The 22505-nt window shown below is 70.4% G+C and carries 2 protein-coding genes; both read left to right on the top strand.

Annotated elements, in window-relative coordinates:
* The first annotated feature begins 2 nt into the window (after positions 1 to 2).
* A complete protein-coding gene (gene asnB / locus OG413_RS30090) occupies positions 3 to 2048 on the top strand; it encodes an asparagine synthase (glutamine-hydrolyzing) (protein ID WP_266811118.1) in 2046 nt (681 codons plus the stop codon).
* Positions 2045 to 22435, top strand: a complete 20391-nt coding sequence (locus OG413_RS30085) for an SDR family NAD(P)-dependent oxidoreductase (protein ID WP_266811116.1) — start codon at positions 2045 to 2047, stop codon at positions 22433 to 22435. The genes asnB and OG413_RS30085 overlap by 4 nt, the downstream gene beginning before the upstream one ends.
* Positions 22436 to 22505 lie beyond the last annotated feature (70 nt).

Raw genomic sequence — 22505 nt, 5'->3', positions numbered from 1 at the left:
GCATGTGCGGAATAGCAGGCTTCGTCTCGCCCTCGCTCGACGCCGGAGCCACGCCCGAGGTCATGACCTCGATGCTGTCGCTCATCCGCCACCGCGGGCCGGACGAGGCGGGGTATTACCTGGACGACGGCGTCGCCATGGGCACGGCCCGTCTGTCGATCGTCGACCTCCCCAACGGCGCACAGCCGATGGCCGACCCGACGGAACGCTACTGGATCTGCTTCAACGGCGAGTTGTACAACCATGTCGAACTCCGCCAGGAGCTGCGAGGGCTCGGCCGCCGGTTCCGTACGCGTTCGGACACCGAGGTCGTCCTGCAGGCGTGGGCCCAATGGGGGCTCGCCTGCCTGCCCCGCTTCAACGGCGCCTTCGCGGTCGCTGTCCGGGACGTGCTGTCGGGCGATCTCTTTCTGGCGCGTGACCGATACGGCAAGCGCCCGCTCTTCTACGTGGACCGCGAGGGGAGCGAGGGCCGGGGAGACCGGGGCGGAGAATTCCTCTTCGCCTCCGAGATGAAGGCGTTCCAAGCGTTCCCGGGGTTCCGATTCGAGCTCGACTCCCGTGAACTCGCCTCCACCTTCGCGGTGTGGACGCCATTGCCCGACCGGACTCCCTTCAAGCACATCCGCCAGCTCCCCATGGGCAGCTGCCTGACCGTCCGCGGCGGACGAACGGTGCTGCACGACTACGCCGAACTGGAACTCGACGTACCGCCGTTCGTGGGTACCGAACGCGACGCGGCCGCATTCGTCCGCGACACCCTCCGTGAGAGCGTCGAGATGCGGCTGAGGAGCGATGTCGAGGTCGGCGTCTACCTGAGCGGCGGCCTCGATTCCTCCATTGTGACCAAGCTGACGACCGACCTCTCCTCGCACGAGGTCCGCACGTTCTCGGTGGAGTTCGATGAGGCCGCTTTCGACGAGTCGAGCAGCCAGCAGGTCGTTGCCTCGCACCTGGGGACGCGCCACTCGTCCATCGCCGTGTCGAGCGCCGACATCGCCGCGAACTTCCCGGCGGCCGTATATCACGCCGAAGTGCCCGCATTCCGTGCGGCGTTCGTGCCCATGTATCTCCTGTCCCGGCACGCCAGGGACGCCGGAATCAAGGTGATCCTCAGTGGCGAAGGCGCCGATGAGGCGTTCCTCGGATACTCGCTCTTCCGCGAGACACTCCTGCGCGCCTCATGGAACGATCTGTCGGACGACGAGCGGATGACCGGGCTCAGCAGTCTCCACCCGGAGCTGAGCCACTTCGGGCCCGCGAACCGGGCGCGGCTGAAGGGCCTTTTCGAGCAGTTCGCCGTCGAGCGGCTGCCGGGACTCTTCTCGCACGAACTCCGCTACCAGAACGGCCGTTTCGCCGCACGCCTTTTGAAACAGCGTGAAGATCCTTTCACGGACATCCTGGCGCTCACGGACACGACACCGGGCTATGCCGCTCTGAGCCCGGTCCGTAAGGCGCAATGGCTCGAATACAAGACCCTTCTGCCCGGCTATCTCCTCTCGACCCAGGGGGAGCGCATGAGCCTCGCGCACGGGGTCGAGAACCGCTGCCCATTTCTCGATCCCGCTGTCGTCCGCGCGGCGGCGTCCATCAACCTGCGATTCGACGACGGTTTCGAGGAGAAGGCCATTCTCAAGAAGGCTTTCTGGGGTGAGTTGCCGGAATCGAGCCTCACCCGGCGCAAGCAGCCGTACCGCGCGCCCGGCGCGACCGTGTTCAAGGAGCAGCGGCCCGACTATCTGGACCTGCTGCTCTCGGACACGGAGTTGAAGAAGATCGACTGCGTCGACCCCGTGTTCGCACGGAAGCTCGTTACGAAGATCATGGCCACGCCCCAGGGGGAGATCAGCACGAAGGAGGACCAGGCCTTCGTCTACCTGCTCACGACCGCGATCCTCAACCAGCAGTTCGTGCTCGGGCAGGGACTGCCCGAGCACGCTTTCCCGGAGGACGGTTTCACGGTGAGAACGATCGTCGACCATCGCACATCCCGGCGATCGACGTCAGCGGACCAAGCCTTCCCCTCTGCAGGAGGACTCCGATGAGTACGGTCGAACCGACGCCCGCGACCGATGATGTCGCGATCATCGGGCTTGCCCTGCGATTCCCCGGTGCCGACACACTGGAGGAACTCAGCGGGCACCTTATCGCGGGCCGGTCGCTCATCTCGGAGGTTCCGGCCGAGCGCTGGTCCAAGGAGACGTACTTCGGGGATCCGAAGCGCGGGGCCCAGAAGACGAACAGCATCTGGGGCGGTTTTATCGAGCACGCGGACTGCTTCGACGCCGATTTCTTCAATATCTCGCCGCGCGAGGCGGAGAGCATGGATCCGCAGCAGCGAATGGCGCTCGAACTCGCCTGGCGGGCCATCGAGAACGCGGGCTACGCGGCGAGTGGACTCGCGGGCACGGAGACGGGCGTCTTCATGGGGGTCTGCCATGCGGACTACGCGGAAATGATGGAACGTGAAGGGGCCAGAACAGACGTCTATTTCCCCACCGGCACGGCCTACTCCATCATTGCGAACCGGGTCTCCTACCATTTCGATTTCCAGGGTCCGAGCATCACCAACGACACGGCATGTTCGAGTTCGCTCGTGTCCGTGTACGAGGCGGTCCGTGCGCTGCGCAACGGCGAGTGCGGTCTCGCGCTGGCCGGCGGGGTCAACCTGATCTGGTCGCCGAAGCACTTCGTCGCCTTCAGCCAGGCGAGCATGCTGTCCCGCACCGGTCGCGCGAGCGCCTTCGACGAGAGCGCCGACGGCTACGTGCGCGGTGAAGGCGGCGCGATCCTCCTCCTGAAGCCCCTCGCCCAGGCCGTCGCGGACGGTGATCCCATCCAGGCGGTCATCAAGGGGGTCGCCACGAATCACGGCGGCCGGACGAATTCCCTCACGGTCACCAATCCGACAGCACAGGCGAATCTGATCGAGCGGCTCTACACCCGCGCCGGAATCCGCCCCGAGACCGTTACGTACATCGAAGCGCACGGCCCGGGAACGCCCGTGGGCGATCCGATCGAGATCATGGCCCTGAAGCGGGCCTTCCGCAACCTGCACGCGGCGCAGGGCACCGTCGCTCAGCCGTCGAGCTGCGGGATCGGCTCGATCAAGACCAATATCGGGCATCTGGAAGGGGCCGCGGGAGTCGCCGGCATCGCCAAGGTGATCGGCTCCCTGGCACATCGGACGCTGCCCGCGACCGTCAACTTCCAGAATCAGAACAAGCTCATCAGGCTCGACGACAGTCCCTTCCACGTCATCCGCGACACCCAGCCCTGGGCCGCGCCGCCCACCGGGACGGATGGTGAGACCCTGCCACGCCGTGCCGGGGTGAGCTCGTTCGGATTCGGCGGCACCAACGCGCATGTCGTGCTTGAGGAACACCTCACCGACGACGGCACGCGGGACGAGCCCGTCCGGGGCGCGCAGCTCGTGCCGCTCTCGGCGAAGACGTCGGAGCGATTGCGCGCGGTCGCGGGCAACCTGCTCTCCCATCTGCGCGAGCAGCCCTCGCAGGCGCTCGCCGACATCGCGTACACCCTGCGGTCCGGCCGCGAGCCGATGCCCGCACGGGTCGCTTTCGTCGTTGCCGACCTGGCCGAACTCGACGTCGCTCTCCAGGCGTTCATGGACGGCACCCGCGCCGAGGGTGAAGTCCACCTGGGCGGCACGGTGGCTGCCGCCGACGAGCAAATCACCGAGCTGAAGGGGACAGGGGCACTCTGGGCCGGGGGCGGGGAGGTGGACTGGGCGGAGCAGTCCGGTCCCGGCCCCGCGGCGGCACGTCCACGGCGTGTGTGCCTGCCCGGCTACCCCTTCGCCCGTGAGCGGCACTGGTTCAGGACTCCGCCGAAGGACGCCGCGGCAGCGGTGACGCCACCGACGGTGGGCCGAAGCGCCGTGCCTCACCCGCTCGTTCACGCCGACACCTCCGATGCCTCGGGACCCGCCGGGCGGCGCTACAGCTCGACATTCACCGGGGAGGAACCGTTCCTCGCCTCGCACGTGGTGCGCGGCACCCGTGTCATGCCCGCGGCCGCCCACGTGGAGATGGTCCGCGCCGCGGTGGCGCGTGCGGTGGGGCGCGATGCCGAGGAGCCCGCGGTCATCCGGCTCCGCAACGTCGCCTGGCCGCGCCCGCTCGTCGTGGCGGACTCACCGGTCGACGTCAGTGTGGGGCTCACCCCGCAGGACAGCGGCGCCATCGCTTTCGAGGTCTCCACCGGCACGGCCACGACCGTGGTGCACAGCTCGGGCATCGTCGAGATCGGCGCACCCGAGCAGCCGGATCGGCTCGACCTCGACACGCTGCTGGCGGCCTGCCCCGGGGAGCGCGGCCCGGCGGACGTGTACGCGGCGTTCCAGGAACGGGGGCTGGAGTACGGACCGGCCATGCGCGGGCTGAGGGAACTCCGTCTGGGTACGCGGGAACTGCTCGCGCGTATCGCGGAGCCGGGCACCGGGCAAGCCGGGGACCCTGGCCAAGCCGAGGACGTCGGCCAAGCGGAGCGCGGCGGTTTCGTTCTGCCTCCCAGCGTGCTGGACGCGGCGCTCCAGTCCTCTCTCGTCCTCCTGGCGGAGACCTCGCCCGAGCCGTCCGACCGCCCCGCCCTGCCGTTCGCGTTCGAGGAACTCACGGTCCACGGCCCCTGCGCGCCCGAGACCTGGGCGTGGGTGCGGCGCCGTGACGGGCACAGCGCGCTCGCCATGTTCGACATCGATCTCTGCGACAGCGAGGGCATCGTGAGCGTCAGCCTGCGCGGGCTGGTCCAGCGGACGGACCCGGCGAAACCCGCCCGCGGACCCGGCGCGGACATCGTCACCGCCACCGTTCACTGGGTGCCGACGCCGCTTGCCACGCACCTCGACACGCACGAGGGCGAGGCAGCCGCCCCGCCCTCCGTGCGCGGGTACCTCGGTGGAGAATCCGCCGCGCACACGGCCCCCGTGGCAGAGACGACCGGCTTCACCGTCTCGCCCCTTCCCGATGTCGCCCCCGGCCATGTCGCCGATGGCGTCGGGGCGGCGGTGGACCTGGTCTTCGGCCACATCGCGGAACTGGTGCGGTCGAAGCCCAGGGGAGCCCACCAGTTCGTCGTACTGGTGGACGACCGCATACCGAGGCACTACCACGCGCCGCTCACCGGCCTGTTCAGGACCGTCGTGCTGGAGAACCCGCGCATCTCGGGCCGGGTCGTACGCGTCGCGGGACTCGACACCGCGTCGCCGGAGCGGATCGCGGAGATCCTGCGGGCGGAGGCGACGGACCGGGCGGCCGACTGCGAGATCCGCTACGGGGCGGACGGCACACGTCTCGCGTCACGGCCCGGGGAACTCCACCTGGGCGAGGGAGCCGGGACACCGCCGCTCAAGGAGGGCGGGGTCTACTGGATCACGGGCGGCCTCGGCGGCCTGGGGCTGCATGTCGCGCGGTACTTCGGGCGGTGTGCCGGCGTCACCGTCGTCCTGAGCGGACGGTCGGAACCCGGAACCGCGAGCGAGGCGGCCCTTCGAGAGCTGCGGGAGGCGGGGGCCGACGCCCACTACCTCCCCGTCGACGTGGGGTCGACGGATGATGTGGACCGCGCGGTCCGCGCCATCACAAGGGACCACGGAACGATCGACGGCATCGTCCACGCGGCGGGCATCCTCCGTGACGCGTACATCTTCACCAAGGACGCGTCCGATCTCCGGGCGGTGCTGGAGGCGAAGGTCGCGGGCGTTCTCAACCTCGACGCCGCCTCGCGCGGCCTCCCGCTCGACTTCTTCGTCGCCTTCTCCTCGGTGGCGGGGGTGTTCGGCAACGCGGGGCAGTCGGACTACGCGGCGGCCAACGCCTTCCTGGACGCCTTCGCCCACCACCGCCGGGCGCTGGTCGACATCGGCGAGCGGTCCGGGCGAACCCGCGCCGTCAGCTGGCCGCTGTGGGCCGACGGCGGGATGTCCGTGGACCCCGTGACGCTGGAGTCGATGCGCCGCGACCGCGGCTGGGAGCCCCTGCCGACGGAGGACGGACTTCGCGTCCTCGGCCGCGTACTGGGCGACGCGCCCGAACACGTCGTCGTCGCGTACGGCGCCGCCGCCACGCTCACGGCAGCCCCGCCCCCGCCGCCGCACGCGCCCGTCTCCGTACCCACGGACGCCGCTCCCGCCATCGCCGAGGGAGAGCTGACGGAGCGTACGACCGCACTGTTGCGCCGCATCGTGGGCGATGTGCTGCACCGTGATCCCCGCACGCTGGACGAGACGGTCAACCTCGTCGAGTACGGGATCGACTCGCTCGCCATCCTTGAGACGACCGCGTCGCTCGAAGAGCTCTTCGGCCCGTTGCCCAAGACGATCTTCTTCGAGCACACCAACATCGAGGGCGTCGCCGGTCACTTCATCGCGGAGCACGGCGACAGGCTGCGCGCCCTCGTCGCTGCCGAGGACCCGCCTCAGGTGTCCGCCGCCCCCGCCCCCGCCCTCGTCCCCGCCGCGGCCCGGCGGGACGAGGCGCCGGCTCCCGCCGGCCCCGCTCGGCCCGATCCCGTCGCACCCGCTCGGACCGCTCCTGTCACCGGTACGCCCGCCGCCGCCCCTGACCGGCGCGACGCCGTACCGGGCCCGCGCGACGACTACCACGACATCGCGATCATCGGCATCTCGGGGACGTACCCCGGAGCGGACACACTCGGCGACCTCTGGTCGGTGCTCGAAGAAGGCCGCGACGAGTTCCGCGAAGTGCCGCGCGAACGCTGGGACTACGACGCGGTCTACAGCCGCGACCGCAGTGTCCTCGGCAAGAGTTCCATCCGGACCGGGACCTACCTCCGGGACATCGACATGTTCGATCCCCGCTACTTCCGCATCTCCAAGCGTGATGCCGAGAGCATGTCGCCCGAAGTCCGTCTGTTCCTTCAGACGGGTGTCGAGGCACTGGAGGACGCGGGTTATTCGCGCGAGACGATCCAGCGCAGGTACGAGGGCGATGTCGGCGTACTCGCCGGTTCCATGAGCAACCACTACGGCCTGTACGGATTTCAGAACAGTCTGACGCGCGGGTCCCCGGCAAGCGGCAGCTACACGGGGACGCTGCCCAACATGCTCTCGTACTTCTACGGGCTCACCGGTCCCTCGATCTTCGTGGACACGATGTGCTCGGGGTCCTCGACCTGTGTCCACCAGGCCGTGCAGATGCTCCGTGCCCGCGAGTGCAAGATGGTCGTCGCGGGCGGAGTGAACCTGCTGCTGCACCCGTACAACCTCATCACCTCGTCTCAGGAGCACTTCACGACGGCGACCTCCGACGTGATCCGGAGCTTCGGTCTGGGCGCGGACGGGACGATCCTCGGGGAGGGCATCGGAGCCCTCGTCCTCAAACCGCTCGTCGAGGCCGAGCGCGACGGCGACCATGTGTACGCGGTCATCAAGGGAACGGCTCTCGCCAACGCGGGTGTACGCAACGGGTTCACCGTCCCCAGCCCTCGGATGCAGGCACGGGCGATCGAGAAGGCGATCGAGGACGCGGGCGTCGATCCACGGACCATCAGCTATGTGGAGGCCCACGGATCAGGGACGTCACTGGGCGACCCGATCGAAGTCAAGGCGCTGACCACCGCCTTCCAGAAATACACGGACGAGACGCAGTTCTGCGCGATCGGTTCGGTCAAGTCGAACATGGGACATCTTCTTCACGCCGCCGGGATGATCGGCATCGCGAAGGTCATCCTTCAGTTCCAGAAGGGGAAACTCGCACCCTCGCTGCACAGCTCGGTGACGAACCCGGACATCGACTTCTCCCGTACACCGTTCCGTGTGCAGCGGCAGCTCGCCACCTGGGAGCCGGCGGTGACGACCGTCGACGGACGGCGGATCACCCATCCGCGGCGAGCGGGCATCACGTCGATCGGTGCGGGTGGGATGAACTCCCACATCATTCTTGAGGAGTACCCGCAGGCGGGAGGCGACCCGGACGGCACGGTGAACGGGCGCGAGGAACTGTTCGTCTTCTCGGCGATGAACGATACGGCCCTTGAGGCGTATCTCGCCCGCTTCCGCACCTACCTGGCCGCCGGAACGGAGACGGACCCTGCGGCGATCGCCTTCACGCTCCGCGTGGGCAAGAACGAACTCCCGCACCGCTGGGCATTCCTCGCTAAGACCACCGGCGAAGCCGTCGCCGCCGTCGACCGCTATCTCGCGGGAGACCGGAACCTCGGTGCCGCGCTCGCGAGCGGCGGCCCGGGGACCGAGGGCCTGCGGAGCCTCGCGACCGCCTGGGTGGGCGGGAAGAGCGTCGACTGGCGCCGGGCCGACGAGGGCGCACGCGCGCCCCGGCGGGTCTCCCTCCCCTCCTACCCCTTCGAGCGCGTGCGCTGCTGGGTCGCCCAGGAGGAGGGCGCGCCGTCCGTGATCGCGCCGCTCGCACTCCGCGACAAACTCCACCCGTTCCTCGGCAGGAACGAGTCGGACGTCAACGGGCTGCGCTACGCACTCGACGTGCACCTGGACGACCTCCTCGACTACGGCTGCGCCACGGGAGAGCGGCAGGACAGGAAACGCGGCATCGTCCCCACGTTCGCCGTCGACCTGGCGATCGCCGCGACGAAGGTGTCCGGATTCGCCGACGGGTCGCTCGTGCGCGGGCTGCGCCTCCTGGGCCCGGTTCCCTGGGCGACCGCCACTCGTCTGGTGACGTCCGTCGACGCCGTCGACGGGAAGACGGCCTCCGCGGCCGTGTTCGCGCAGGACGCGTCGGGGGCACAGGTGCCCGTAGCGGCGTTCGACGTGCGGGTGGGTGACGACGACCGTATGTCGTCGCCCGGTCGTCCCCGTACGGAACCCTTCACGGGAATCCCTGTCGGGGCGCTCACCTCCGGCCCGGCGGACCCGCTCTCCCGGACCGAGTTCCTCGCGGAACTCGCCGAGGGCGGCCTCGGATACACACCGGAACTCAACGGCACCGAGAGCGCGCACCGCATGCGGGACGGGCGACTGGTGCTCAAGGTCACCGCACCCGAACTCCAACGGGACCATGTGAAACCGAACGTCACCCTCGCTCCGCACGTCCTCGCCGCCGTCGCGCAGGGCCTCCAGTACGAAGCGAAGCGGACGGGCTCACTCCATTGGGCGCGGACGGCACCGCACCGGATCGATGAGATCCGGCTCTTCGCCGGGGCGAGCGGCACTGCCGGTGAACCGGTGGCGTACGTCGTCTTCGACGTGACCGCCGACGGCGAGGGTCTCGGCGGGTCCGTCGGACTGCTGGACCGGCACGGCGAGGTGCTCGCCGTCCTCTCGGACATGTGGTGCGGCGATGACGAAGCACCGCGAAAGGACTCCGGCGTGAGCGCACGAGCACTGGACCGAGCCGAAGGCGCGGACAACGAGAGGCCGGGGGAGGGCGGCGACGACATCGTCTCCTTCGCGGTGGACGAACTCCGTGAAATGGCGGGCGGCATCCTCAAGTTCGAGGTCGGTGAACTCGACCCCCGCACCGGCTTCGACGCCTTCGGCTTCGACTCGATCTCGCTGATCACCCTGTCGAAGCAGGTGAGCGAGCGGCTCGGCATCGATCTGACCCCCGCGGTCTTCTTCGACCGGAACACGTTCGACTCACTGGGCAGGCACCTCGTCACGGAGTACGCGGGCCCTCTGCGCGCGGCGTACGAGCGATCACTCCCGGCGGACCGTACCCAGGAGCGGGTTCCGACTCGCACGGAGCGTACGGAGGAGCTGATTCCGAGTCCTGCTGACCATGCCGAGGAGCCTGTTCCGAGTTCTGCGGGCCGGGCCCGCGGGGAGACCGCCGAGGTTCCCGACGTCGTGGCGGCCACCCCGCGCCCGGCGCCCGAGGACGCACTCATGCCGATCGCCGTCATCGGGGCCGCCGGCCGATTCCCCGGTTCACCCGATCTGGACGCGTACTGGGCGAATCTGGCGGCGGGGACCGACAACGTCACGGCGTTCCCGCTGCACCGCTACGACGCGGCGTACGCGCGCGTCGTGGAGGAGTCCGAGTTTCCGCGCCACGCGGGCGTCCTGGACGATGTGGATGCCTTCGACGCCGCCTTCTTCCGCATCCTGCCGCGCGAGGCCGAGCTGATGGACCCGCAGCACCGGCTGGCGCTCCAGACGGCCTGGAACGCGCTGGAGCACAGCGGCTACACCCCCTCCGGCCTGCCGGGGAACACCGGGCTGTACTTCGGTGTCTCGGGTACCGACTACGCGACCCTGCTCACGGCCCACGGCACCCCGCCGGACGCGTTCACCTCCACGGGCAACGCCCACTCCATGCTCGCCAACCGCATCTCGTACGTACTGGACATCCACGGTCCGAGCGAGCCCGTCGACACGGCCTGTTCCAGCTCGCTCGTCGCGGTCCACCGGGCCGTCGAAGCCATCCGCTCCGGGGCGTGCGACGCCGCGATAGCGGGCGGGGTGAACCTCCTCCTCAGTGTTGACACGTTCGTCAGCGCGGACCGGGCCGGCATGCTGAGCCCGGACGGCCGGTGCAAGACCTTCGCCAGCGACGCGAACGGATACGTACGGGGCGAGGGCGTCGGCGCCGTCGTACTGAAGCCCCTCGCGGCGGCCGAGCGCGACGGGGACGCCATCCTCGGAGTGATCGTCGGGAGTGCGGAGAACCACGGCGGGCGCGCGAACTCCCTCACCGCGCCCAACGGTTCCGCGCAGTCGGAACTCGTGGTGCGGGCGATGGGAGACATCGATCCCCGCACGATCGGCTACGTGGAGGCCCACGGCACCGGCACGGCCCTGGGCGACCCCGTCGAGGTGCGCGCCCTCCAGAGCGCCTTCCAGAAGTTGGGCGGCGACGGCGTCGGCACCTGCGGACTCGGCTCGGTGAAGACCAACATCGGGCATCTGGAAGCAGCCGCGGGTATCGCCGGGCTCCTCAAGGTGCTGCTCGCGATGGAACACAACACCCTGCCGCCGACCCGGAACTGCGACGAGATCAACCCCTACATCCAGCTCGACGGCAGCCCGTTCCGCATCGTGCGCGCCAGTGAACCCTGGGAGCGTCCGCGCGACCGCGACGGAGCGCCCGCTCCACGGCGCGCGGGGGTCAGCAGCTTCGGCTTCGGCGGCGCGAACTGCCATGTCGTCGTCGAGGACTACGCCGGGCGGGCAGCGGCCGACAGGAACCCGGCGGACGACAACGACGGCGCCGGGAGCCGTGTCGCCGTCCCCCTCTCGGCGCGTACGGAACAGCAGCTCCGCGAGCGGGCGAAGGACCTGCTCGCCCACCTGGAGAACAATGCCCGCCCCGCTCCCCTCCGTTCGATCGCGTGGACGCTCCAGGCCGGGCGCGAAGCCATGGACGTACGGGCGGGCTGGGTCGTCACCTCCCACCGGGAACTCGCCGGAGAACTGCGCGCGTTCCTCAACGGCCCGACATCCGGGCCGCAGGGCGGCACCGGGCCTGCCCCGGACGGCCTCGCCGAGGTGATCGCACGCTGGACCGGAGGGGCCGAGGTCGACTGGCGCCGGCTGTACGGTGCCGCGGGTGCCGCCCTGCCGAGGCGCGCGCATCTGCCCACGTACCCGTTCGCACGCGACAGGTACTGGGTCCCCGGAAGCGGCCCGAGGGAGAACAGCCCCATGGAACCCGCCCGCTCGGTCGGCACCACGCTGCTCGTGCCCCGCTGGACACCGAAACCCGTGACGTCGGGCGGTTCCGGCACAACCCCGTACACGCGTCATGCCGTCATCCTCTGCGGAGCGACGGCGTCCGCGCGGGACAGCGTCGAACGCCGCCTGCCGGGTGTGCGCCGCCACACCGTCACGACCGGCAAGCAGCGTCCGGAGAGCCGTTTCTCCGACATCTCACGGCAGGTCTTCGAGATCCTCCGAGCCCTCGCCGGGGAAGCGCACGAGGGCTCCACCCTCGTGCAGCTGGTGACATCCACGGACGGGGAGGACGCGGCCGGGCTGGCCCTCGCGGGACTCCTGCGGACGGCCACGCTCGAAAACCCGCAGATCGCCGGGCAGGTCATCGGACTCGACGGTGAGCGCGACGCGGAAGGCATCGCGGCGATCGTCGGCGACAACGCACGGCACGCGGACGACGGACTCGTTCTTCACCGGGGCGCCGAGCGCCTTGTACGGACCTGGGCGCCGATGCCGTCCGACAGCACCGGCACGCCCTGGCGCTCGGGAGGCGTGTATCTGATCACGGGAGGCGCGGGCGGTATCGGTGCCGTCGTCGCCCGCCGGATCGCACGGGACGTCGTACGCCCGACGCTCGTCCTCGTCGGGAGGTCGGCACAGGACGCACGGATCGACCAGCTGCTCGCCGAACTGCGGGAAGCCGGGGCGGTCGCCCGGTACGCCCTCGCGGATGTCTCCCGCTGGGAGGAGGTACGCCACCTCGTCGCGCGGGTCGGCGAGGAGAGCGGCACGATCCACGGAATCATCCACGCCGCGGGCGTCATCCACGACGCGACCCTCACGAACAAGACCGCGGAGGACTGGGACAAGGTCCTCGCCCCGAAGGTCGACGGCCCGGCGCACCTGGACCGGGCCACGGCGGGCACGCCACTGGAATCCTTCCTCGTCTTCTCGTCCGGAGCGGCCATCACCGGAAACCCCGGTCAGTCCGACTACGCCACCGCCAACGCCTATCTCGGCACGTACGCCGCCCGGCGCAACACCCGCGTCGTGGCGGGCGAACGGTCGGGCCGCACGGTCTCGATCGCCTGGCCGCTCTGGAGGGACGGCGGAATGACGGTGGACGACGCGACCGCCGCGTACCTCCGGCGCGACCGCGGCCTCGTCCCCATGGAGTCGGAGCAGGGGATCGAAGCACTCCTGAGCGCCTGGCGGCTCGGCGAGGCAGGTGAGGACCAGATATGGGTGCACCACGGCGAGACGGCGAAGGCCGTGCCCGGCTCCGTACCCGCGCCCGCTCATGCGACCGCTCCCGTACGCACTTCTGTTCCCGTTTCCACGTCCGCTTCCACGTCCGCTTCCGCGCCGGGGACGGCAGGCGGGCACCCCGACCGGGAGACGCTCCGGTCCGTCGTGGAGCTGTTCGCGCGGGTCACGAAGCTTCCCCTGCCCGAAGTCGACGCCGATCGGCCGCTCGACGACATGGCCCTCGACTCCGTCATGGTCGTGCAGCTCAACAGGGAGCTGTCCTCGGTGTACGGCGAGGTCTCGACGACACTCTTCTACGAGTTCCCCACGCTGCGCGCCGTCGCCGGACAACTAGCCGGACAATCAGCCGGGCAACTCGCCGGGCAACGCAGCCCGGCCGCTCCCGTCGGGCGTAACGACGCACCGTCGGTCTCCGTCTCCACGCCGGTACGCCTGCCCACCCCCGGGACGGTCGAGCCCTCCGGCCCGCCCGCCCAGGACGAGGCCATCGCGATCATCGGAATGAGCGGGCGCTATCCGCAGGCCGAGAACACCGACGAGTTCTGGGAGAACCTCAAGGCGGGACGCGACTCCATCACGGAGATCCCGCCCGGCCGATGGCCCCTGGACGGCTTCTACGAACCGGACCGCGCCACCGCCGTCGCCACCGGGCGCAGCTACAGCAAGTGGGGCGGATTCCTGGCGGACTTCGACGCGTTCGATCCGCGGTTCTTCCGGATCGCACCGCGCGACGCCTACGCCATGGACCCGCAGGAGCGCCTCTTCCTCCAGGCTTCGTGGGAAGTGATCGAGGACGCGGGCTACACCCGCGAGGAACTGGCGCGTCGCCATAGGCAGCGGGTCGGCGTCTTCGCCGGCGTGACCAAGTCCGGCCACGCACGGCACGGTGAGGCGCGCCTGCCGTCGGGCGAGAGCGTCCTGCCCTCGCTCTCCTTCGCCTCGCTCAGCGCACGGACCTCGTACGTCCTGGACCTCCACGGACCGAGCCTGACGATCGACACGATGTGTTCGTCCTCCCTCACCGCGATCCACGAGGCTTGCGAGCACCTGCGCCAAGGCTCCTGCGAGGTGGCCATCGCCGGTGGGGTGAACCTCTATCTGCATCCCTCCGACTACATCGAACTCTGCCGTTCCACCATGCTGTCCTCGCGGGCACACGTCCGGAGCTTCGGCAACGGCGGTGACGGGTTCGTACCCGGCGAGGGTGTGGGCGCTGTGCTGCTGAAGCCGCTGGGCCGCGCCCTGGCGGACGGCGACCGGATCCTCGCGGTGGTCCGCGGGACGAGCATCAATCACGGCGGGCGGTCCAACGGCTACACGGTGCCGAGCCCGACCGCCCAGGCGGAACTGATCAGCGACGCGCTGGCCAGGTCCGGCGTCCCGGCGCGGGACGTGAGCTATGTCGAGGCGCACGGCACGGGTACGGAGCTGGGTGATCCGATCGAAGTGAAGGGTCTCTCGCTCGCCTTCCAACAAACCACGGACGAGCGGCAGTTCTGCGCGATCGGCTCCGTGAAGTCGGCGATCGGGCATCTGGAGGCCGCCGCGGGCATCGCGGGCGTCACGAAGGCCGTACTCCAGCTCCGGCACCGCACGCTCGTACCGTCCCTGCACGCCGAGGAGCTCAACCCCGGTATCAAGTTCGAGCAGACGCCGTTCTTCGTCCAGCGGACCCTCGCACCGTGGGAGTCCGAACGGCCGCGGGTCGCGGCGGTCTCGTCCTTCGGCGCAGGCGGGTCGAACGCCCATGTGATCCTTGAGGAGTACGTGGCGCAGGCCGCCCCGGAGGACCGGGCGGCCCCCGACGGGGGCGAGCACATCGTCGTTCTCTCGGCGCGGACACCGGAGCGGCTGCGGCACTCCGCCGCGCGTCTGGTGGCGTTCCTCGAACAAGGGGAAGCGGGGCGCGAACCGGTCGGTCTGGCGGATCTCGCCTTCACCCTGCAGGTCGGGCGGGAGGCGATGAAGGAGCGCCTGGCGGTGACCGCGTCCTCACTGCCCGAGCTCCGGCGCGTACTGCGTGCGTTTACGGAGACCGGGGACGGCGCGCGGACGCCGGGCCTCCACCGGGGCAGCGCCGGACAGTCATCGGGCGCCGTCGCCGAGATCTCGGCCGACGAGGATCTCCGGGAACTCCTGGTCGAACGGTGGGCCCGCGCGGGGAAGCTCGACAAGCTGGCCGCGCTCTGGGCCGACGGCGTGGCGCTGGACTGGCGGACGCTTCACGGGGAGACGTCGCCGCGCCGGATCTCCCTGCCCACCTACCCCTTCGCGAGGGACCGGTTCTGGATCGGCGACCTGGAGCCCGTCCGGGCGGAGATTCCCGGCGGCACGCAGGCGGCCCCCGCGCGGCAGCCCGCCGAGGTCGTCCCTCACCTGACACCCGATACCGCGTCTCACCTGACGCCCGAGGTCGCGCCTCACCTGACATTTGATGCCGCGCCCCGCACAACACCCGGTGCCACGCCCGACATCACACCCGATGCCGCGCCCGACATCACCCGCGATGAACGGGTCGCACGCACCGTGCGCGAGAAGATCGCGGAAGTGCTGGTCATGTCGCCGGACGAGCTCGACGGCGGGCTCGCGTTCGCCGACTACGGACTCGACTCCATCCTCGCCGTCCGTCTCGTCCATCTGCTCAACGAGACGTTCGGTCTCGACCTCTCGACCGGCATCGTCTTCGACCACAGCTCCGCCGATCGTCTCGTCGCGCATCTGCTCGCGGAGTACGGCGACATCGGCGCCCTCGCCTCACCGCGGGCCGACACGGTCGAAGCACGTCCGCGGATCGCTCCCGGCCCCGTCCCCACCGAACGGCCCACCGGCCACGCGCCGATCGCCATCGTCGGGATGAGCGGTCGGTTCGCCGGGGCCGGCAACCTCGACGACCTCTGGACCCACCTCGTGAACGGCGACGACCTTGTCGCCGAAGCGACCCGCTGGAAGCTCGCGGACACCGGGGCCGACGGTTCGGCGCTCTGCACACAGGGCGGATTCCTCCACGGGATCGATCGGTTCGACCCGTCGTTCTTCGGTATCTCGGGCGTCGAGGCCGCCGCCATGGATCCCCAGCAGCGCCTGCTACTGGAAGAGGCGTGGACGGCGCTGGAGGACGCGGGGTACGCCGGGCGGCACCTGGGGGAGACCCGCTGCGGTGTGTATGTGGGCTGCTGGAACGGTGACTACCAGGAGATCGTGGGGGAGGACGCGCCGGCCCAGGCGTTCTGGGGGAGCATGGCGTCCGTCATCCCGGCCCGCATCTCCTACGTCCTCAACCTGAAGGGCCCCGCGCTGGCGGTCGACACCTCGTGCTCCAGCTCGCTCGTCGCGATCGACCTGGCGTGCCGGGGGCTCTGGTCGGGCGAGACCACGATGGCACTGGCGGGCGGTGTCTTCGTCCAGTCGACACCGCGGCTCTACGAGCTGGCCGGGCGCGCCGGAATGCTCTCGGCGACCGGGCACTGCCACACCTTCGACCACCGTGCCGACGGGTTCGTACCGGGCGAGGGGGTCGGTGTCCTCGTACTGAAGCGGCTCGATGACGCCCTCGCCGACGGCGATCACATCCATGGCGTGATCCGCGCCACGGGGAGCAACCACGACGGCGCGACGAACGGCATCATGGCGCCCAGCTCCGTCTCGCAGGAGCGTCTGCTCCGCGAGACGTACGAGACCTTCGGCGTCGATGTCGAGTCGATCCGGCTCGTGGAGGCACACGGCACCGGCACCCCGCTCGGTGATCCCATCGAATTCTCGGCGCTCAGCCGCGCGTTCCGGGCCGGCACGGAGAAATCCGCCTACTGCGCGCTGGGCTCGATCAAGACGAACGTCGGGCACACCCAGTTCGCCGCAGGCGTCGCGGGAGTGCTCAAGATCCTCCTCGCGCTGAGGCACGAACAGATCCCCGCCTCACTCCACTTCGAGAAGCCGAACCCCGCCATCAGCCTTGAGGACAGCCCCTTCTACCTGAGTACGCGCAACCACCGCTGGGAGAGCCCGTCCGACGGCGGACCGCGTCGCGGCGCCGTCAGCTCCTTCGGCGCGAGCGGCACCAACGCGCATATCGTCATCGAGGAGGCGCCGTCCGCCGCCCGTGCCCGTGCCCGAGACCGAGCGCCGCGCCCGGCGTATCTCGTCGTCCTCTCGGCACACTCGCGCGAGCAACTGGCCGAACAGCTGACGCGGCTGGCGGCGCGCTGCCGCCGCGAGGACGCCCCCGACCTGGGCGACCTCGCCTACACGCTCGCCGTGGGAAGGGACTGGTTCGCCCACCGGTTCGCCTGCGTGGTGGCGGACCGCGCCGAACTGCTCCGGATACTCGACGAAGGGCCCGACGGATCAGAGGCGTTCACCGGCCACGCGGTGCCGTCCCGCAAGGGCGGTGCGGGAACCGGGAGCAGCCATGGCGACGCGTGCCTCCTGCGCTGCTCGGACCCGACGGGGGCCGGCGCGGACGCCGAGGCGTACCGCGCGGACCTCACCGCTCTCGCCGGATACTTCACCCAGGGCGTCGCCCTGGACTACGGCGCGGCGTTCGCCGCGGGAGCCCATCTGCGGGTCCCCCTGCCGACCTACCCGTTCGCCGCGGAAAGCTACTGGGCCGGGCCGCCGCCCCTGTCTCCTCCGTCCGTCGTGAGCCGCGCCGCGGTGCGCCGGCCGCTGACGGACCACCCGCTGACGGAGCACCCGCTGATCCAGGAGTCCTCGCTGGTGGCGGGCAGCCCCGGCACCCTGCGCGCATCCGCCGAGTTCAAGGGCGACGAGTCCATCCTCCGCGATCACACGGTGCGCGGGCAGCGCGTCCTCCCCGGCGTCGCCCATCTCGAAATGGCACGGGAGACCGCGGCCCGGCTGTGGGGCACCGACGCGTCGGCGCGGCTGCGGATGCGTGACATCACCTGGGTACGGCCGGTCACCCACGACGGCGCACCCCTGAGCGTCGATGTCCTGGTGAAGTACGCGAAGGGTGACGAGTTCACCTTCGAGATCGCCTCGAACACCGGTGGAGCCGCCCGACCCGTCGTGTACTCCACCGGGCGGATGGCGCCCTCCGACACGGGCCGTCCCGACCCCGTCGACCTCGCATCGCTCCGCGCGAACTGCGCGACGACCGTGTCCGCCGCACGCATCCATGACGCGCTCGCGTCGATGGGCATCGTCCACGGGCCGTCGCTCCGCGCCATCCGTGAGGCACACGTCGGTACCGGCACCGTCGTGGCGAAACTCGAACTGCCCGCCGACGCCGACCCGGCCGACGCGGCGTACGTCCTGCACCCGGCGCTGCTGGACTCGGCCATCCAGGCGTCGATCGCGCTGCACCTCACCGACGGCGAGGCCACCATGGAGACGGTGGTGCCGTTCGCGCTCGACCGTTTCGAACTCCTCGCCCCGTGCCCGGCCTCGATGTGGGCGGTCGTCCGGGTCGCGGACGCGACGGGGACGCCGACCGCGCTGAGCCGGCTCGACGTGGATCTCGTCGACGGCGACGGCGAGGTCTGCGTCCGGATGACCGGCTACACCTCGCGCCGGGTGAAGGAACCGGCACCCGCACTGTTCGCACCGGTCTGGGAACCCGTGCCCGCGCAGACGTCGGGCGACCGTGCCCTGCCGTCCACGGACCATGTCCTCGTCGTGGGAGGAACCACCGACCAGCGGTCCGCACTCGCCCGTCAGTACCCGCGTGCCACTGTGTGGGACCTGCCGCCGAGCGCGTCGACGGACGAGGTCGCGTCCCGGCTCCGGGCCTCGGCTCCGATCGGGCATCTCGTCTGGATCGCGCCCGACACCGAACCGGAAGGACGGGCGGCGCTCCTGCCGACCGACACCGCAGGCTTCACCGCCGCCCAGGAGGACGGCGTCATCGCGGCCTTCCGCATGATCAAGGCCCTCGTCCGCACGGGTCACGACGCACGCCCGCTCATCGTGACCCTGGTGACGCGGCGCGCCCTGGCCACGTACGACACCGAGTCGACAGCACCCGCCCACGCCGGGCTGCACGGCCTCTTCGGGTCGCTCGGGCAGGAGTACGCGAACTGGTCGGTCCGCCGGACGGACCTCGACACCCCCGAGCTGCCCGATGACCTGCTGACGCTCCCCGAACGGGCGGACAGCGACACCCTGGTGCGCCGCACGGGCCAGTGGCTGGTCCGGCGCTGGGTGCCGAACGAGGCCGGGAACGTGGAGAAGAACGCGTACCGCGAAGGCGGCGTCTACGTCGTGATCGGCGGTGCGGGCGGACTCGGCACCGTATGGACCCAGCACGTCGTCCAACGCTACGGCGCCCATGTGATCTGGATCGGTCGCCGCCCGCGGGACGCGTCGATCGACGCGAAGCTCGGCAACGGCAACGGCAACGGCAACGGCAACGGCAACGGCAACGGCAACGGCAGTGTGCGCTACATATCCGCCGACGCAGCCGACCCCGCGTCGCTGCGTGGTGCCTACGAGGAGATCAAGCGGCAGCACCCGCGGATCCACGGCGTCATCCAGGCGGCACTCGTGCTGCGGGACCAGAGCCTGGCCCGGATGGACGAGGCGACGCTGCGCGCGAGCCTCGCGGCGAAGATCGACGTCAGCGTGGCCATGGCCGAGGTCTTCGCGGACGAGAGCCTGGATTTCGTCCTCTTCTTCTCGTCCGTCCAATCGTTCACGACGGCCGCCGGCCAGGGCAATTACGCGGCCGGATGCACCTTCAGCGACGCCTACGCCGACTTCCTCGCCCGGCACTGGGAGTGCCCGGTGAAGGTGATGAACTGGGGGTGGTGGGGGAGCATCGGCAGCGCCTCGTCCGAACGCCACCGCGAGAGCATGGCACGTTGGGGCCTGGTCTCGATCGAGCCGCCGGAGGCGATGGAGGCGCTCGACACGCTTCTCGGCGGACCGCAGTGTCAGGTGAGCTTCATCAAGTTGAGGAAGCCCGACGCCATCGAGGGGATCGACCCGGCGACCCGGCTCACGGTCCACGCGAGGGCGCGGTTCCACGTCCCGGCCGCCGCCGTCGTGGCAGCCCCCACGGCACCGTCCGAGTGGGAGACCATGCGCGCGATCGCCGCCTGGCGCAGGAACGAACGCGATCCGCTCCTCGCGCGCATGGTCCGCGGACACCTCGAAGCGCTCGGCGGCCTGCGCGGCCCCGGCACCCCGTCGTCCCCCGGCGACATCGTCCGACTCCGCCGACGTGCCGGAATCCTGGACCGGTACGACATCTGGCTCGACCACGCGCTCCGTATCGTCCCCCAGTCGGCCCCGTCGCTGGAGGTTCTCGACCGCGAATGGGACCTGCGCCGCGCGGAGTGGTCCACGGATCCCGACAAGGCGGCCGAACTCGCCCTGCTCGACGCCGCGCTCCGGGCGCTGCCCGACATCCTCACCGGCAAAACCAGGCCGACCGACATCCTGTTCCCGCGTGGCTCCGTCGCGCTCGTCGAAGGCACGTACCGCAACAACCGCGTGGCCGACATGTACAACCGCGCCATGAGCGACGCCGCGGCAGCCGTCGTCGCGGAGCGGCTGCGCCTGGATCCCGGCGCACGCCTTCGCGTCCTGGAGATCGGAGCCGGCACGGGCGGCACGAGCGTTGGGATGTTCGCCGCGCTGCGCCCCTTCCAGGAACACATCGAGACGTATGTGTACACCGATCTCTCGAAGGCGTTCCTGAACCACGCCCGGACCGAGTACGGACCGGAGGTTCCGTATCTCGCGTACGCCCGCTTCGACGCCGAGCAGCCGCTGGCGGGGCAGGGCGTCGAAGGCGGGAGCTACGACCTGGTCATCGCCGCCAACGTGCTGCACGCGACGCGCGACACCCGGAACACGATCCGCAACGCGAAGGCGGCCCTGCGCGACGGGGGCTGGCTCCTGATGAACGAACTCGCGGCGTTCGACGTCTCCAGCCACCTCACGTTCGGACTGCTGGAGGGCTGGTGGCTCTTCGAGGACGACTCGCTGCGCGTGCCGGGTTCGCCCGCGCTGTCGCCGGAGAACTGGCGTGAGGTGCTGGCGAGCGAAGGCTTCCCGTCGGTCGTCTCCGTGCTGCCACAGGCACGTGAGCTCGGGCAGCAGATCATCGCCGCCGAGAGCGACGGGATCGCGCGGCAGGCGGCGGCCCCGCCGGCGCGGCGGGGGCCCGCGACCCGGCGAACACTCCCGAAGTCCCCGGCCAGGACCACCGCGCCCCCGCAACCCGCCCTCACTCCGGTATCGGTCCCGGCTCCGGCAACGGTCCCGGTATCTGCTCCGGCTCCGGCAACGGCCCCTGTATCGGCCCCGGCTCCGGCGGCGGTGGCGGTCCCGGTCCCGGTACCTGCGCAACCCCTGACCGCTGCCCCGACCGGAACGACGTCCGGTCCCGACGCGGCGAGCCGGGCCGACATGATGACCACGTACCTCCGTGACCGGGCCGCACGGACCCTCGGTATTCCGGCGGACAAGATCGCTCTCTCGGCGCCGCTCAGCGACTACGGGATGGACTCCATCCTTGTCCTTCAGCTCACGAACGCGCTGCGCGAGGATCTCGGCGAGGTGTCGTCCACGCTGCTCTTCGACGCCGAGTCAGTCGAGGAACTGGCCGACCACTTCCTGGAGACCGGCGGCTCGTACGTGGACGCCCTCATGGCGCGCCTGAGCCCCGCGGCAGCGGAGCAGCCCGCCTCCGACACCGCGTCCCGGCCACCGAACGCGTCCTCGCAGCAGGCAACGCCGCCCTCGCCGTCCTCGGCCCACCCCATTGCCGCGCTCTTCCGTACGGCGCTGCAGACCGGCACGCCGCAGCAGGCCGGTGACCTCCTGTCGATCGCCGCCCGGCTCCGGCCGACCTTCGAGGCGGGTGCGGGGGCCGAGCCGGAAACCATGCGGCTGTCTGACGGTGAACAGGAACCGGCACTGGTCTGCCTGTCCTCCCTCATCGCACCCACCGGGGCGTACCAGTACGTGAAGTTCGCCGCCGCTCTGCGCAGCCGCCGCCAGGTCTGGACTGCCGCCGCTCCCGGATACGCCCCTGGGGAGCCGCTGCCCGTGAACCTGGAAGCGGCAGCGGACCGACTGGCCAAGACGCTGCTCCGACGGTTCGAGGACCGGCCGTTCGCGCTCGCGGCCTATTCCTCCGGAGGCTGGCTGGCTCACGAGCTCGTACGACGGCTGGAGGCGGCGGGCGTTCCGCCCGTCGCACTGGTGCTGCTCGACACCCCCCGGTCGACCGGGGCGGCCATGGTCCGGGGAATGTCCGTGATCACACGAAGGCTGCTCGACCGGTTCCCGCAACTGCCCGTCGCCGACGAACAGCTCACGGCGATGGCGTGGTACGCGGAGCTGCTCGACGGCTGGCGCCCGCAGCCCGTGACCACCCCGACCCTGCTCGTAGGGGCGGCGGAGGACAAGGCCCTGCCCGAACTGCTCGGCAACGACGCCCGCGCCGGCTGGACCCTGGAGCACGTCCGGACGGAGGTGGCGGGGGACCACTTCTCCATGCTTGAGGAACACGCCGAGTCCACCGCACTCGCGGTTCATCGGTGGCTCTCCGAACACGGCGACTTCCAGAAGGGGTTCTGACCTCGCCGGATACGTAAGGCCGCTGTCCCGTTCCCGGAATCGCACCGGGAACGGGACAGCGCGCGTCGGC

This window comes from Streptomyces sp. NBC_01433, assembly GCF_026340105.1.
Lineage (GTDB): Bacteria > Actinomycetota > Actinomycetes > Streptomycetales > Streptomycetaceae > Streptomyces.
This window is presented reverse-complemented; position numbering and strand designations above follow the sequence as displayed.